This is a genomic window from Paraburkholderia sp. PAMB 6770 (assembly GCF_057748135.1).
The window spans coordinates 1,164,853-1,178,251 of sequence record NZ_CM173238.1 but is presented as its reverse complement, the minus strand read 5'-3'; the positions used below and the strand labels follow the sequence as shown (position 1 = coordinate 1,178,251).

General features: G+C 66.9%; 15 protein-coding genes. 3 read left to right on the top strand and 12 right to left on the bottom strand.

The genetic code is table 11. The features are described from left to right. Positions 1-15 precede the first annotated feature (15 nt). Positions 16-1,120 (top strand): peptide chain release factor 2 gene (gene prfB, locus AC3AP7_RS05435; protein ID WP_475764677.1). Its coding sequence is split into 2 segments (ribosomal slippage): positions 16-96 and positions 98-1,120, totalling 1,104 coding nucleotides; the frame shifts between segments, so codons are not numbered across the junction. Between the two features lie 109 nt (positions 1,121-1,229). Beyond that, positions 1,230-2,756 carry a lysine--tRNA ligase gene (gene lysS / locus AC3AP7_RS05430; RefSeq protein WP_475764678.1) on the top strand — a complete coding sequence of 509 codons (1,527 nt, stop codon included), beginning with the start codon at positions 1,230-1,232 and terminating at the stop codon, positions 2,754-2,756. A 203-nt stretch (positions 2,757-2,959) separates the two neighbouring features. On the opposite strand, the gene iscX is transcribed toward lysS, so the two are convergent. The 12 genes from iscX to AC3AP7_RS05370 all read right to left on the bottom strand — a co-directional run bounded on the left by iscX (position 2,960) and on the right by AC3AP7_RS05370 (position 12,307). Next, entirely contained in the window at positions 2,960-3,157 is a 198-nt protein-coding gene (gene iscX, locus AC3AP7_RS05425) for a Fe-S cluster assembly protein IscX (RefSeq protein ID WP_475764679.1), read from the bottom strand. A gap of 15 nt (positions 3,158-3,172) precedes the next feature. Continuing rightward, a complete protein-coding gene (gene fdx, locus AC3AP7_RS05420) occupies positions 3,173-3,514 on the bottom strand; it encodes an ISC system 2Fe-2S type ferredoxin (protein ID WP_475764680.1) in 342 nt (113 codons plus the stop codon). Between the two features lie 141 nt (positions 3,515-3,655). Then, positions 3,656-5,527, bottom strand: a complete 1,872-nt coding sequence (hscA, locus tag AC3AP7_RS05415) for a Fe-S protein assembly chaperone HscA (protein WP_475764681.1) — start codon at positions 5,525-5,527, stop codon at positions 3,656-3,658. An 86-nt stretch (positions 5,528-5,613) separates the two neighbouring features. Next, complete coding sequence (gene hscB / locus AC3AP7_RS05410; RefSeq protein ID WP_475764682.1) at positions 5,614-6,141, bottom strand: Fe-S protein assembly co-chaperone HscB; 528 nt, start codon at positions 6,139-6,141, stop codon at positions 5,614-5,616. Positions 6,142-6,303: 162 nt separating this feature from the next. Continuing rightward, a complete protein-coding gene (gene iscA, locus AC3AP7_RS05405; protein ID WP_475764683.1) occupies positions 6,304-6,627 on the bottom strand; it encodes an iron-sulfur cluster assembly protein IscA in 324 nt (107 codons plus the stop codon). Positions 6,628-6,743: 116 nt separating this feature from the next. Further along, positions 6,744-7,160: a Fe-S cluster assembly scaffold IscU gene (iscU, locus tag AC3AP7_RS05400; RefSeq protein ID WP_475764684.1), complete on the bottom strand. Its 417-nt coding sequence runs from the start codon at positions 7,158-7,160 to the stop codon at positions 6,744-6,746. A gap of 47 nt (positions 7,161-7,207) precedes the next feature. Further along, a complete protein-coding gene (locus AC3AP7_RS05395; RefSeq protein WP_475764685.1) occupies positions 7,208-8,431 on the bottom strand; it encodes an IscS subfamily cysteine desulfurase in 1,224 nt (407 codons plus the stop codon). Positions 8,432-8,497: 66 nt separating this feature from the next. Next, on the bottom strand, positions 8,498-9,025 hold the full coding sequence (iscR, locus tag AC3AP7_RS05390; protein WP_475764686.1) for a Fe-S cluster assembly transcriptional regulator IscR: 528 nt from the start codon (positions 9,023-9,025) through the stop codon (positions 8,498-8,500). 90 nt (positions 9,026-9,115) lie between these two features. Continuing rightward, the gene (locus AC3AP7_RS05385; protein ID WP_475764687.1) at positions 9,116-9,646 is read right to left on the bottom strand and encodes a low molecular weight protein-tyrosine-phosphatase; all 531 of its coding nucleotides are present in this window, start codon (positions 9,644-9,646) and stop codon (positions 9,116-9,118) included. 103 nt (positions 9,647-9,749) lie between these two features. Further along, on the bottom strand, positions 9,750-9,989 hold the full coding sequence (locus tag AC3AP7_RS05380; RefSeq protein ID WP_475764688.1) for a hypothetical protein: 240 nt from the start codon (positions 9,987-9,989) through the stop codon (positions 9,750-9,752). Between the two features lie 142 nt (positions 9,990-10,131). Continuing rightward, entirely contained in the window at positions 10,132-11,544 is a 1,413-nt protein-coding gene (locus AC3AP7_RS05375) for a lactate utilization protein B (protein WP_475764689.1), read from the bottom strand. 40 nt (positions 11,545-11,584) lie between these two features. Then, the gene (locus AC3AP7_RS05370) at positions 11,585-12,307 is read right to left on the bottom strand and encodes a (Fe-S)-binding protein (RefSeq protein WP_475764690.1); all 723 of its coding nucleotides are present in this window, start codon (positions 12,305-12,307) and stop codon (positions 11,585-11,587) included. 202 nt (positions 12,308-12,509) lie between these two features. Here AC3AP7_RS05370 and AC3AP7_RS05365 point away from each other — a divergent pair, with 202 nt between their 5' ends. Next, positions 12,510-13,313, top strand: a complete 804-nt coding sequence (locus tag AC3AP7_RS05365) for an IclR family transcriptional regulator (RefSeq protein ID WP_475764691.1) — start codon at positions 12,510-12,512, stop codon at positions 13,311-13,313. The last annotated feature ends 86 nt before the right edge of the window (positions 13,314-13,399 follow it).

The window sequence follows — 13,399 nt, the reverse complement described above, 5'->3', positions numbered from 1 at the left end:
CGATAGAAGATCGACATGGAAGCGGAACGTCTGAACGCGATCGAAGCCTCTCTGGCTGACCTGCGCCATCGCGCGGGCGAGCTACGGGGGTATCTTTGACTACGACGACAAGGCCCGGCGCCTGATCGAAGTCAACCGCGAACTGGAAGACCCGGACGTCTGGAACGACGCGAAGCACGCGCAGGCGCTCGGCAAGGAAAAGAAGCTGCTCGACGACGTCGTCGGCAAGCTCACGTCGCTCGATAACGACCTGCGCGACACGCAGGACCTGTTCGGGATGGCGCGCGAGGAAGACGACGAGGCCACCCTCGTCGCGTGCGAGAGCGACGCGCAGCTGCTCGAAGCGCGCGTCGCGGATATGGAGTTCCGCCGGATGTTCTCGAACCCGGCCGACCCGAACAACGCGTTTCTCGACATCCAGGCAGGCGCCGGCGGCACCGAGGCGTGCGACTGGGCCGCGATGCTGCTGCGCCAGTATCTGCGCTACTGCGAACGCAAGGGCTTCAAGGCCGAGGTGCTGGAGCAGACCGACGGCGACGTCGCCGGCATCAAGAACGCCACCATCAAGATCGAAGGCGAATACGCATACGGCTTTCTGCGCACCGAAACCGGCGTGCACCGGCTCGTGCGCAAGTCGCCGTTCGATTCGTCGGGCGGCCGCCATACGTCGTTCTCGTCGGTGTTCGTCTACCCGGAGATCGACGACTCGATCGAGGTCGAGATCAATCCGGCCGACCTGCGCATCGACACCTACCGCGCGTCCGGGGCCGGCGGCCAGCACATCAACAAGACCGACTCCGCGGTGCGCATCACCCACCTGCCGAGCGGCATCGTCGTGCAGTGCCAGAACGACCGCTCGCAGCACCGCAACCGCGCGGAGGCGATGGCCATGCTGAAATCGCGCCTGTACGAAGCCGAGATCCGCAAGCGCCAGGCCGAGCAGGACAAGCTCGAAGCCGGCAAGACCGATGTGGGCTGGGGACATCAGATCCGCTCGTACGTGCTCGACAACAGCCGGATCAAGGATCTGCGCACCAACGTCGAAATCAGCAACACGAAGAGCGTGCTCGACGGCGACCTCGATCCGTTCATCAGCGCGAGCCTGAAACAGGGCATCTGACGCGTGCGGCGCCGTGCCGCCGGTGTGTGCCGGCGGCGACGCCCGCCGGCGGCAGACGCGAAGCACACGCGCCGCGCCGCCTCCCCCGCTACCCGACTATCGACCGATCATGACTGAACCGACCCAAACGAACGCCGCGCCCGAAAGCGACGACAACAAGATCATGGCCGAGCGCCGCGAGAAGCTGCGCGAGCTGCGCGAGCAAGGCGTCGCCTATCCGAACGACTTCCGCCCGACGCATCACGCGGCCGATCTGCAGAGCGAGTACGCGGCGACGGACAAGGACGCGCTCGAAGCGCAGCCGCTCCAGGTCGCGGTGGCCGGCCGCATGATGCTCAAGCGCGTGATGGGCAAGGCGAGCTTTGCGACCGTGCGCGACGGCTCCGGGCAGATCCAGTTCTTCATCACGCCGGCCGACGTCGGCGAAGCGACCTACGACGCATTCAGGAAATGGGACATGGGCGACATCGTCGCCGCGCGCGGCGTGCTGTTTCGCACCAACAAGGGCGAGCTGTCGGTGCGCTGCACGGAGCTGCGGCTGCTGTCGAAGGCGCTGCGCCCGCTGCCGGACAAGTTCCACGGGCTCGCCGACCAGGAGATGAAATACCGGCAGCGCTACGTCGACCTGATCGTCACACCTGAGACGCGGCGCACGTTCGTCGCGCGCACGAAGGCGATTTCGTCGGTGCGCCGCTACATGGCCGAGGCCGGCTTCATGGAAGTCGAAACGCCGATGCTGCATCCGATTCCCGGCGGCGCCGCGGCCAAGCCGTTCGTCACGCATCACAACGCGCTCGACATGCAGATGTTCCTGCGCATCGCGCCGGAGCTGTACCTGAAGCGGCTCGTGGTCGGCGGCTTCGAGCGCGTGTTCGAGATCAACCGGAATTTCCGCAACGAGGGCGTGTCGGTGCGCCACAATCCGGAATTCACGATGATCGAGTTCTACGCGGCCTACACCGATTATCGCTGGCTGATGGACTTCACCGAGCAGTTGATCCGCCAGGCGGCCATCGACGCGCTCGGCACCGCGACCATCAGCTATCAGGGCCGCGAGCTCGATCTGTCGAAGCCGTTTCATCGGCTGACGATCACGCAGGCGATCCGCAAGTACGCGCCGCAGTACACCGACGCGCAACTCGCGGATGCGGCGTTCCTGCGCACGGAGCTGAAGCAGTTCGGCATCGACGCGTCGCAGCCGCAGTTCCTGAACGCGGGAGTCGGCGCGCTGCAGCTTGCGCTGTTCGAAGAGACGGCGGAATCGCAATTGTGGGAGCCGACGTACATCATCGACTATCCGGTCGAAGTGTCGCCGCTCGCGCGCGCCTCCGATACGGTGGCGGGGATCACCGAGCGCTTCGAGCTGTTCATCACGGGCCGCGAGATCGCCAACGGCTTCTCGGAACTGAACGATCCGGAAGACCAGGCCGCGCGCTTTCGCAAGCAGGTGGACCAGAAAGACGCCGGCGACGAGGAAGCGATGTTCTACGACGCCGACTACATCCGCGCGCTCGAATACGGGATGCCGCCGGCGGGCGGCTGCGGCATCGGCATCGACCGTCTCGTGATGCTGCTCACCGACAGCCCGAGCATCCGCGACGTGATCCTGTTCCCGCATCTGCGCCGCGAAGACTGACCGCTGACGACCGACGCCGCGTCACGCGTGCGGCGCGCGCGTCAGGCGGATCGCGCCGCACAGCGCCGCCGCAAAAGGCCCGCGCAAGGAAGTCCGCCGCGCCATGCAAAAAGGCGATTCCAGATGGAATCGCCTTTTTGCTTTTGCGATGCAAGCCGCGTCGCGCGACGCCGCCCGCATCCGCACACCCTCAACGCGCACCCTCAATAATCGGCGTCTTCGATCCACGCCGCCTGGATCGCTTCGAGGATCTTCTCGCTGGAGCGGTTCGGATCGTCGCTGAAGCCTTCCAGCTCCATCACCCAGCGGTGCAGGTCCGTAAAACGGATCTGCTGGGGATCGACTTCGGGGTGCTTGTCGGTCAGCGCCATCGCAATATCCTGGATGTCGGTCCACTTCATCGGTGAGCCCTCCTGTCAGTGATTTTCCTTCGCATGATTGATCGAGTAGCGCGGGATTTCGACCACGAGATCCTGCCCGGCCGGCACGATGGCCTGGCACGACAGCCGCGATTCGGGCTCGAGCCCCCATGCCTTGTCGAGCAGATCGTCTTCGTCCTCCCCGGACGGCGCAAGGGCGTTGAACCCTTCGCGCACGATCACGTGGCAGGTCGTGCACGCGCACGACTTCTCGCACGCATGCTCGATTTCAATGCCGTGTTCGAGCAGATTGTCGCAGATGCTTTTGCCCGGCGCAGCATCGATCACCGCGCCCTCCGGGCACAGTTCGACATGGGGCAGCACAACGATTTGAGACATACGGTTTCCGTTTCATCTGGGGCACGTCCGCCGGCGAACTGGCTGCGTACCATTTTACTGGCGGCGCGCGCATTTTGGCGCGCGCCAACTGATTCTCCCGGACGGACGCGCTCGGACGCGAACAGCCGGGCGCAGGCCCGCTCAGATTTCGTCGAGCCGGCGGCCGGCAAGCGCCGCGCGAATCCCCTTGTCCATCCGGCGCGCCGCGAATTCGTCGGTGCCTTCGGCGAGGCGCTTCGTCGCCGCTTCGATCGCATCGGCATCGTCGCGTCCGGCGACTTCGCGCAAGTCCGCCAAGAGCGCATCGAGCGCCGCGCGCTCCTGCGCATCGAGCAGGTCCGCATCGGCGGCCAGCGCCGCCGCGGTCGCTTCGATCAGGCGCTGCGCGTCGACCTGCGCCTCGCGCAGCGCGCGCGCGCGCATGTCGACCTCGGCGGTCTTGAAGCTGTCTTCGAGCATTCGCGCGATGTCGTCGTCCGCGAGTCCGTACGAAGGCTTCACGACCACCGACGCCTCGACGCCCGAGTGCTGTTCGCGCGCGAACACGGACAGCAGCCCGTCCGCATCGACCTGATAGGTCACACGAATGCGCGCCGCGCCCGCGGCCATCGGCGGAATGCCGCGCAGCTCGAAGCGAGCGAGCGAGCGGCAATCCGACACCAGCTCGCGCTCGCCCTGGACGACGTGAATCGCCATCGCGGTCTGGCCGTCCTTGAAAGTCGTGAAGTCCTGTGCGCGCGCCGTCGGGATGGTCGAGTTGCGCGGGATGATCTTCTCGGTGAGCCCGCCCATCGTTTCGACGCCGAGCGACAGCGGAATCACGTCGAGCAGCAGCCAGTCGTCGCCGTTCGCGCCGCGGTTGCCCGCCAGCAGATCCGCCTGGATCGCCGCGCCGAGCGCGACCACCTGGTCCGGGTCGAGATTGGTCAGCGGCGGCTGGCCGAAGAACGCTTCGACCGCATGGCGGATCACCGGCATGCGGGTCGCGCCGCCCACCAGCACGACGCCCTTGATGTCCTTCGTCGTCACCTTCGCGTCGCGCAGCGCCTTCTTCGTCGGCCCGAGCGTGCGTTGCACGAGCGCGCGCGTGATCGCCTCGAAGGCCGCGTCGTCGATCGCCAGATCGAGCGTCGCCCCATCCGACAGCGTCACGCACACCGATGCCCGCGGCGCCGACGACAGCGCCTCTTTCGCGGCGCGCACGCTGTCGAGCAGCAGGCGCACGTCCTGCGGTTCGAGCGAACCGGGTGCGATACCCGCCTGCGCCAGCACGTGACGATAGAGCGCGTGATCGAAATCGTCGCCGCCGAGCGCCGAATCGCCGCCGGCGGCCAGCACCTCGAACACGCCGCGCGTGAGCTTCAGGATCGACAGGTCGAACGTGCCGCCACCGAGGTCGTAGACCGCATACAGCCCCTCCGCGCCGGTGTCGAGCCCGTAGGCGATCGCCGCCGCGGTCGGTTCGTTCAGCAGCCGCAGCACGTTCAGGCCGGCGAGCTGCGCGGCGTCCTTGGTTGCCTGGCGCTGCGCTTCGTCGAAATACGCGGGCACCGTGATCACCGCGCCGACCAGTTCGTCGCCGAGCGAGTCCTCGGCGCGCTGGCGCAGCGTCGCGAGAATTTCCGCCGACACCTCGACCGGGCTCTTCACGCCGTCGACAGTACGGATCTGCACCATGCCGGGCGCGTCGACGAAATCGTACGGCGCGTTCTCGGCGCCCTCCACGTCCGCCTTGCCGCGGCCCATGAAGCGCTTCACCGACACGATCGTGTTGCGCGGGTCGCTGGCCGCCTCGGCCTTCGCGACGCGCCCGATGCGGCGGCGACCCTGCGCGAGATAGCGGACCACCGACGGCAGCAGCACGTGGCCGTCTTCGTCAGGCAGCACTTCGGGCACGCCGCTGCGCACCGCGGCGACAAGCGAGTTGGTCGTGCCGAGATCGATGCCGACCGCGAGACGCCGCTGGTGCGGAGCCGGCGCCATGCCGGGTTCGGAGATTTGCAGTAAGGCCATCTGGGATCTTCTTCAGAGCGCGCGGCGCTCCGTCATCCATGTTCGCGTTGCTGGTTCAGTGCTTGCCCGTTGCGAGCGCGCGTCGCTCAGCCTTCGAGCCGCTCGATCTGGGCGCCGGTTTCGGTGGCGACGCGCTCGATAAACATCAGTTGCCGCACCGCTTCGCTCGCGGCCTGGTTCGCGCCGCTGTCGAGCAGCGCGCCGAGCCGGTCGAAACGCACGCGCTCCTCGTCGCGCAGCTCGGCGAGCAGCGCATCGAGCGCGTCGACATTCTTCGCCGCCGCGGCGTCCTCGATGGCTTCGCGCCATTCCATCTGCTGCATCAGGAACGCGGGCTCCATCGCGGTGTTGTTCTCGGCGCCGACGTCGATGCCGCGCAGCGCCAGCAGATAGGTCGCCCGCTTCAGCGGATCGCGCAGCGTCTGGAACGCCTCGTTCGCGCGCGTCGCCCATTGCATCGCGACGCGCTTTTGCGCGTCGCCGGCCGCCGCGAAGCGGTCCGGATGCACCTGCGACTGCACCGCGCGATAGGCGCGTTCGAGCGCCGGCAGGTCCAGCGCGAACTGCGCCGGCAGGTCAAACAGGTCGAAGTGGCTGTCGGTTAGCGCGGCCATCGCAATCGGGTCCGTTCAGGAGGGTCTCAGGAAGCGCAAGGGGATACACGGGCGAACGTGCAAGCGGGCGCACGGCAAGCGGACGCGCTGCGGGCCGGCGCGCTACAAACCAAAAAGGCGGCCTGTGCCGCCTTTTGTCCGCTGCGCGCGGAGCCGGCCGGCTCAGACGCGAAACGATTCGCCGCAGCCGCACTCGTCCTTCGCGTTCGGATTGTTGAAGCGAAAGCCTTCGTTCAGCCCTTCGCGCGCGAAATCCAGTTCGGTGCCATCGATATAGGCGAGGCTCTTCGGGTCGACGATGATTTTCACGCCATTGCACTCGAACACCTGGTCTTCCGGCGCCAGTTCGTCCACATACTCGAGCTTGTACGCGAGCCCCGAGCACCCGGTCGTGCGCACGCCGAGCCGCAGCCCGACCCCCTTGCCGCGCCGGGTCAGATACTTCTGCACGTGCTGTGCTGCCTTTTCGGTCAACGTAATTGCCATAGCGTTTCTCATCGGGCCGCGCCCGTTTGTGCGCGGCCACCCTGCCTGTCATATCGCCCGCGCGGCGCACGCGTCGAGCGCCGCGCCTGCGTTGCCCTGCCTTCCCGCGCGACCCGTCAGGCCGCTTCGTGCGCGCCGCCCGCTTCGGCCGTCTCGCCGTGACGCTGGCGGTAGTCGGCGACCGCTGCCTTGATCGCGTCTTCCGCGAGAATCGAGCAGTGGATCTTCACCGGCGGCAGCGCCAGTTCCTCGGCGATCTGCGTGTTCTTGATCGACATCGCCTCGTCGAGCGTCTTGCCCTTCACCCATTCGGTGACGAGCGAACTCGACGCGATGGCGGAGCCGCAGCCGTAGGTCTTGAACTTCGCGTCTTCGATCACGCCGTCCGCGCCCACGCGGATCTGCAGCTTCATCACGTCGCCGCAGGCGGGCGCGCCGACCATGCCGGTGCCGACCGTGTCGTCGTCCTTCGCGAACGAACCGACATTGCGGGGGTTTTCGTAATGGTCCAGAACCTTGTCGCTATAAGCCATGATGACACTCCTTGATTCGTTTCAATCTGCGTTCGATGCGGCGCGCGTCAGTGCGCGGCCCACTGGATCGTCGAGAGATCGACGCCGTCCTTGTACATTTCCCACAACGGCGACAGATCGCGCAGCTTCGAGATCTTGGTCTTCAGCAGATTGATCACATAATCGACCTCCTGCTCCGTCGTGAAGCGGCCGACGGTGAAGCGGATCGAGCTGTGCGCGAGCTCGTCGTTGCGGCCGAGCGCGCGCAGCACGTACGACGGTTCCAGCGACGCCGACGTGCACGCCGACCCCGACGACACCGCGACGTCCTTCACCGCCATGATCAGCGACTCGCCTTCGACGAAGTTGAAGCTGATGTTCAGGTTGTGCGGCACGCGCTGCGTCATGTCGCCGTTCACGTAGACCTCTTCGATTTCCGTGAGGCCGCGCAGCAGCCGGTCGCGCAGCATGCGGACGCGCTCGTTCTCGGTGGCCATTTCCTCGCGCGCGAGCCGGAATGCCTCGCCCATGCCGACGATCTGATGCGTCGCGAGCGTGCCCGAGCGCATCCCGCGCTCGTGGCCGCCGCCGTGCATCTGCGCCTCGATCCGCACGCGCGGCTTGCGGCGCACGTACAGCGCGCCGATGCCCTTCGGGCCATACGTCTTGTGCGCCGAGAACGACATCAGGTCGACCTTCAGCTTCTGCAGGTCGATTTCGATCTTGCCGGTGGCCTGCGCGGCGTCGACGTGAAAAATGATGCCTTTTTCGCGGCAGATTTCGCCGAGCGTGGCGATGTCCTGGATCACGCCGATCTCGTTGTTGACCGACATCACCGACACCAGAATCGTGTCCGGGCGCAGCGCGGCACGGAACACGTCGAGATCGATCAGACCGTCGTCCTTCACGTCGAGATACGTGACTTCGAAGCCTTCGCGCTCGAGCTCGCGGCAGGTGTCGAGCACGGCCTTGTGCTCGGTCTTCACCGTGATCAGGTGCTTGCCCTTGCTCTTGTAGAAGTGCGCGGCGCCTTTCAGCGCGAGATTGTCCGACTCCGTCGCGCCCGACGTCCAGATGATTTCGCGCGGATCCGCATTGACGAGCGCCGCGACATGCTCGCGCGCCTCTTCGACCGCGCGCTCCGCTTCCCAGCCGTACGCGTGACTGCGCGAGGCCGGGTTGCCGTACTGCTCGCGCAGGTACGGAATCATCTTGTCCACCACGCGCGGATCGACCGGGGTCGTGGCGCTGTAATCCATGTAAATGGGCAGGTGGGGTATCTCGTTATTCATGTATCGCTCCGGGGACATCATGTGCTCTGGCTTCGGAATCCGGGTTCGCCGCGAACGGCGCGCGCCCTATGAACCGGCCATGTTGAAAACGGAATTCGGCCCTTTCGGCGCGACCCGCGCCGTCTCGACCGCCGCCTCGCTGCGCCGGTCGCGCAGCACGGCGGCCGTGCCCTCGCGCGAGCGCTGCTGGTCGACCAGATCCTTCAGCGACACCGAATCGAGGTACTCGACCATTTTCTGGTTCAGCGTGGACCACAGTTCGTGCGTCATGCAGTGGCCGTCGTGCTGCTTGGTGCCTTCGCACGTGCCTTTGCCGCCGCATTGCGTCGCATCGAGCGGCTCGTCGACCGCGATGATGATGTCGGCGACCGTGACGTCCTCCGCGCGGCGCGCGAGATTGTAGCCGCCGCCCGGCCCACGCACGGATTCGACGATCTCGTGCCGGCGCAGCTTGCCGAACAGCTGCTCGAGGTACGACAGGGAAATGTGCTGGCGCTGGCTGATACCCGCAAGCGTCACCGGGCCCTGCTCCTGGCGCAGCGCCAGGTCAATCATCGCCGTGACGGCGAACCGGCCTTTCGTGGTGAGTCTCATGATGGTGGGGGACCGCAATTCTCGACAAGTTTTGTCAAGTATAAATACATGAGCGTTTCAGTCAAGTATCCCTGCCGCGAATCGGGTCATTTATTTGACGCGGATCGAGGCGGAAACGTCCGCCGCGGCAACGAGTTGCGGCCTCAGCAGCGCGATCAGGCCGCTGCAGGCGGCTTCGCACTGGTCGAGCACGCGCTCGAAGCCGGCCGCGCCGCCAAAATACGGGTCCGACACCTCGTGCTCGCCGACCCAGCGCGCGTCGCCGGGCGGCACGAACTCCATCAGCAGACGAATCCGGTCGTGTTGCGCCGCGGGCCCAATCCGGCGCAACGCGGCGACGTTTGCGTCGTCCATGGCGACCAGCAGGTCGAAGCGCGCGAAGTCGTCCGGGCCGATCTGGCGGCCGCGCAAGCCGGACAGATCGTAGCCGCGCCCCGCCGCCGCGCGTTGCGCGCGCTCGTCGGGCGCCGCGCCGATGTGCCAGTCGCCGGTGCCGGCGGAATCCACCACGATCTGCTGTTCCAGTTGCGCACCGCGCACCTGCTGGCGCATCACTTCTTCCGCGGTCGGCGAACGGCAGATGTTCCCGAGGCAGACAAAACAGATCGAAACGGTTTTCATCGAACGGCGGATGCAGCGCATCCCGGCAGGGTTGACGGCGGTGCCGCGATTATACAAAGGCCCGCGCGATCGCGCCGGGCGCCGCGGCAACCGGCGAGGCGGCTCAGGACGCCCGCGGCGCGGGCAGCGCGGCCGCCGCACGCAGCGGCCGCGATACGTGGACCGGATTGGCGCCGACGAGGCCATACGAAAACGTCCGCGCCAGCTCGGCGCTCAGTTGCCCGACCGCAAGCGGCTGCTGGGAAGCGCGCGCCGCGTGCCCGTGCGCCGCGTACAGATACGCCGCCACGGCGAACGGCACGAATACCGCGAGAGGCCAGACCATCGCTATTGTCTTTTTCATGATGTCGCTCTTTTCCGATTGAAACGGGCTGGGGCGCACCGCCCACTATGCCCATGTGAAATGGTATAGAACGAATCAATCGGGATAAACCCGTCCCGGCGAGATACAGCGTTGCGTCCCGACGAACAGTCTCGCCCGCCGGTCAGCCGACGTGCTTGCGCTGCGCCGCGTACAACTCGCGGAACGTCCGGCCGACCGGCTCCGGCAGATCGCGCGTCGCGGTCCAGCCGGCGGCGAGCGGCAGGCGCGCGATCGCGCGGCGGCGACCGCCCAGCTGTTCGAGCAGCCGCACAGCGAGCCGGGTGAACAGCGCGTACGCGTCCGGGTGCAGCGCGAGGTAGCCCCAGAGCGCCAGCCCCGCGCGCTCGCGCCACGGACGCAGGCGCCGCTCGACCTGCTTCTCGCGCAGCTTGCGCAGCAGGTCCGACAGCGGAATGCCGACCGGGCACACGCTGTTGCACTCCCCGCACAGCGTGGCGGCCTGCGGCAGATCGGGCGCCTTGTCGAGCCCGACGTAGCTGGGCGTGAGCACCGAGCCCATCGGGCCCGGATACACCCAGCCGTAGGTATGGCCGCCGACCTTCTGATACACCGGACAATGGTTCATGCAGGCGCCGCAGCGAATGCAGCGCAGCATCGCCTGGAAGTCGCCGCCGATCAGCCCGGTGCGCCCGCCGTCGACGAGCACCACGTACATATGCTCCGGGCCGTCCTGATCGCCCACGCCGCGGGGGCCGGTGAGCAGCGAGAAGTAATTCGACGTCGACTGGCCGGTCGCCGAGCGCGGCAGCAGCCGCATCGCGGTCGCGAGATCCTCCAGCGTCGGCAGCACCTTCTCGATGCCAGTGACCGCCACGTGCACGCGCGGCAGCACCGTGCACATGCCCTCGTTGCCCTCGTTCGTCACGAGCGCGACGGAGCCGGTCTCGGCGACGAGGAAGTTGCCCCCGGTCACGCCCATGTCCGCGCCGAGAAAGTGCGGACGCAGCACTTCGCGCGCTTCGCGCGTCATCTGCGCAATGTCGGTGAGCGCCGGACGCCCGTGCGTCCTCGCGAAGAGCGCCGAAATTTCGTCCTTGTCCTTGTGCACGACCGGCGCAATGATGTGGCTCGGAGGCTCGTTGCCGTTGATCTGCAGGATGTATTCGCCCAGATCGGTCTCGATCGACTGCACGCCCATCTCGCCGAGCACCTCGTTCAGCCGCATCTCCTCGCTCACCATCGACTTGGTCTTGATGACCTTTTTCACGTCGTGGCGCCGCGCGATGTCCGCGACGAGGCGCGCGGCCTCCTGGGTGGTTTCCGCATACAGCACGGTCGCGCCGCGCCGGGTCGCTTCGCGCTCGAACGTATCGAGCCACACGTCCAGGTTTTCCAGCGCGCGGTTGCGGCGCTCCTTCAGCGCGGCGCGCGTCGCGGCAAAATCGATCGCGGTGATGGCCGCCGCGCGCGCCGACACGAACTTCGTCGAGAGCTTCGTCAGGTTGCGCTGCAGCCGTTCGTCGGCGAGCTTCTCGCCGGCGCGGGCCTTGAACTGCATCGTCTGGATTTGCATGGCGAGAGACCGGTTCGAGGGATGAGGACGCAGCCGCCTGTCAGACGTCGCCGGCGAGCACCTGGGCGATGTGCAGCACGCGCGTGGCCGTATCGCCGTTGCGGCGCAGCCGCCCTTCGATATTGAGCATGCAGCCGAGGTCGCCGAGCACGACGGCGCCCGCGCCGCTCGCGCCGATGTTCGCGCACTTCTCGTCGACGATCGCGGTCGAGATGTTGCCGTACTTGATCGCGAAGGTGCCGCCAAAGCCGCAGCAGTGCTCGCAATCCTTCATTTCGGTCAGCGCGACGCCCGCCTGCGCGAGCAGCGCGCGCGGCTGCGCCTTGACGCCGAGTTCGCGCAGGCCCGAGCACGCGTCGTGATAGGTGACCGGTCCGCGGAACTCGCCGGGCGCGAGTTCGATCTTCGCGACGTTGACGAGAAAGTCCGTGAGTTCGTAGACGCGCGCGCGCACGCGGCCGAAGCGCGCCATCAGTTCCGGGTCGTCGCCGAACAGGTCGCCGTAGTGCACGCGGATCATCCCGCCGCACGAACCGGACGGCACGACGATGTAATCGAACTGTTCGAATTCGCGCAGCGTCTTTTCCGCGAGGTCGCGCGCGAGGCAGCGCTCGCCGGAGTTGTACGCGGGCTGTCCGCAACAGGTCTGCGCCGGCGGCACGACGACCTCGAAACCCGCCTGCTCGATCAGCTTGAGCGCCGAAAAACCGATTTCGGGCCGCATCAGGTCAATCAGGCAGGTGACGAACAAACCGACTCGCATAGCGCTCCTCCGCAAAACGGCCCCTGATTATCCGCTGTTTGTCCGACATTACCAATGCCCGCGCGCCGCGCGACTGACAGCCCGGCGCGCCGCCGCCCGGTTTCGAATGCTGCCTCGAAGCGGCGTCGAACAGCGTTCGCTTTTTTCACAATACGATATACAATCGGCTCTCCGTTGCCAGATGCGTCGAACGATTCCCCCCATGAGCGATACCAACCCGGATCCCAAGACCTCGATCCAGGTGATCGAGCGCATGATGCGGCTGCTGGACGCCCTCGCCGCGCATACCGACCCGGTCAGCCTGAAAGAGCTTGCGCTGCGCACCGAGCTGCACCCGTCCACCGCGCACCGCATCCTGAACGACATGGTCACGTGCCGCCTCGTCGACCGCTCCGACCCCGGCACGTACCGGCTCGGGATGCGGCTGCTGGAGCTCGGCAACCTCGTGAAGGCGCGCCTGTCGGTGCGCGACGCGGCGCTTGCGCCGATGCGCGAACTGCACCGGCTGACCGGCCAGACGGTGAATCTGTCGGTCCGCCAGGGCGACGAAATCGTGTATATCGAGCGCGCGTACTCGGAGCGCTCCGGCATGCAGGTCGTGCGCGCGATCGGCGGACGGGCGCCGCTGCATCTGACTTCGGTCGGCAAGCTCTTCCTCGCCGCCGACGAGGCCACCCGCGTGCGCGCCTATGCGACGCGCACGGGCCTGTCCGGCCATACGCAGAACAGCATCACAGACCTGACGAAACTCGAACGCGAACTGAATATCGTGCGCCAGCAGGCGTGCGCGCGCGACAACGAGGAGCTGGAGCTCGGGGTGCGCTGCATCGCCGCCGGCATTTACGACGATACCGGCAAGCTGGTCGCCGGGCTGTCGCTATCCGCGCCGGCCGACCGGCTGCAGGATTCGTGGCTCGGCCAGCTGACGGGCACCGCGCTCGTGATCTCGCAATCGCTCGGCTACCAGCCGCAGGCGGCCGCGAACAAGAGCGCACCGCAGGGCTAGGCGCGGCGGGCCGCGGCGCCTCGCTTCCTGCGGCGGCGCGCCGTCACGTCCGGGCGCCGCGTGCGGCGGGACCGGTTACCCAGTAA

Bases quoted from the DNA above. Each gene is read 5' to 3' on its own strand.
- lysS (WP_475764678.1), top strand. From the start codon at position 1,230: ATGACTGAACCGACCCAAACGAACGCCGCGCCCGAAAGCGACGACAAC.
- iscX (WP_475764679.1), bottom strand. From the start codon at position 3,157: ATGAAGTGGACCGACATCCAGGATATTGCGATGGCGCTGACCGACAAG.
- fdx (WP_475764680.1), bottom strand. From the start codon at position 3,514: ATGTCTCAAATCGTTGTGCTGCCCCATGTCGAACTGTGCCCGGAGGGC.
- hscA (WP_475764681.1), bottom strand. From the start codon at position 5,527: ATGGCCTTACTGCAAATCTCCGAACCCGGCATGGCGCCGGCTCCGCAC.
- hscB (WP_475764682.1), bottom strand. From the start codon at position 6,141: ATGGCCGCGCTAACCGACAGCCACTTCGACCTGTTTGACCTGCCGGCG.
- iscA (WP_475764683.1), bottom strand. From the start codon at position 6,627: ATGGCAATTACGTTGACCGAAAAGGCAGCACAGCACGTGCAGAAGTAT.
- iscU (WP_475764684.1), bottom strand. From the start codon at position 7,160: ATGGCTTATAGCGACAAGGTTCTGGACCATTACGAAAACCCCCGCAAT.
- AC3AP7_RS05395 (WP_475764685.1), bottom strand. From the start codon at position 8,431: ATGAATAACGAGATACCCCACCTGCCCATTTACATGGATTACAGCGCC.
- iscR (WP_475764686.1), bottom strand. From the start codon at position 9,025: ATGAGACTCACCACGAAAGGCCGGTTCGCCGTCACGGCGATGATTGAC.
- AC3AP7_RS05385 (WP_475764687.1), bottom strand. From the start codon at position 9,646: ATGAAAACCGTTTCGATCTGTTTTGTCTGCCTCGGGAACATCTGCCGT.
- AC3AP7_RS05380 (WP_475764688.1), bottom strand. From the start codon at position 9,989: ATGAAAAAGACAATAGCGATGGTCTGGCCTCTCGCGGTATTCGTGCCG.
- AC3AP7_RS05375 (WP_475764689.1), bottom strand. From the start codon at position 11,544: ATGCAAATCCAGACGATGCAGTTCAAGGCCCGCGCCGGCGAGAAGCTC.
- AC3AP7_RS05370 (WP_475764690.1), bottom strand. From the start codon at position 12,307: ATGCGAGTCGGTTTGTTCGTCACCTGCCTGATTGACCTGATGCGGCCC.
- AC3AP7_RS05365 (WP_475764691.1), top strand. From the start codon at position 12,510: ATGAGCGATACCAACCCGGATCCCAAGACCTCGATCCAGGTGATCGAG.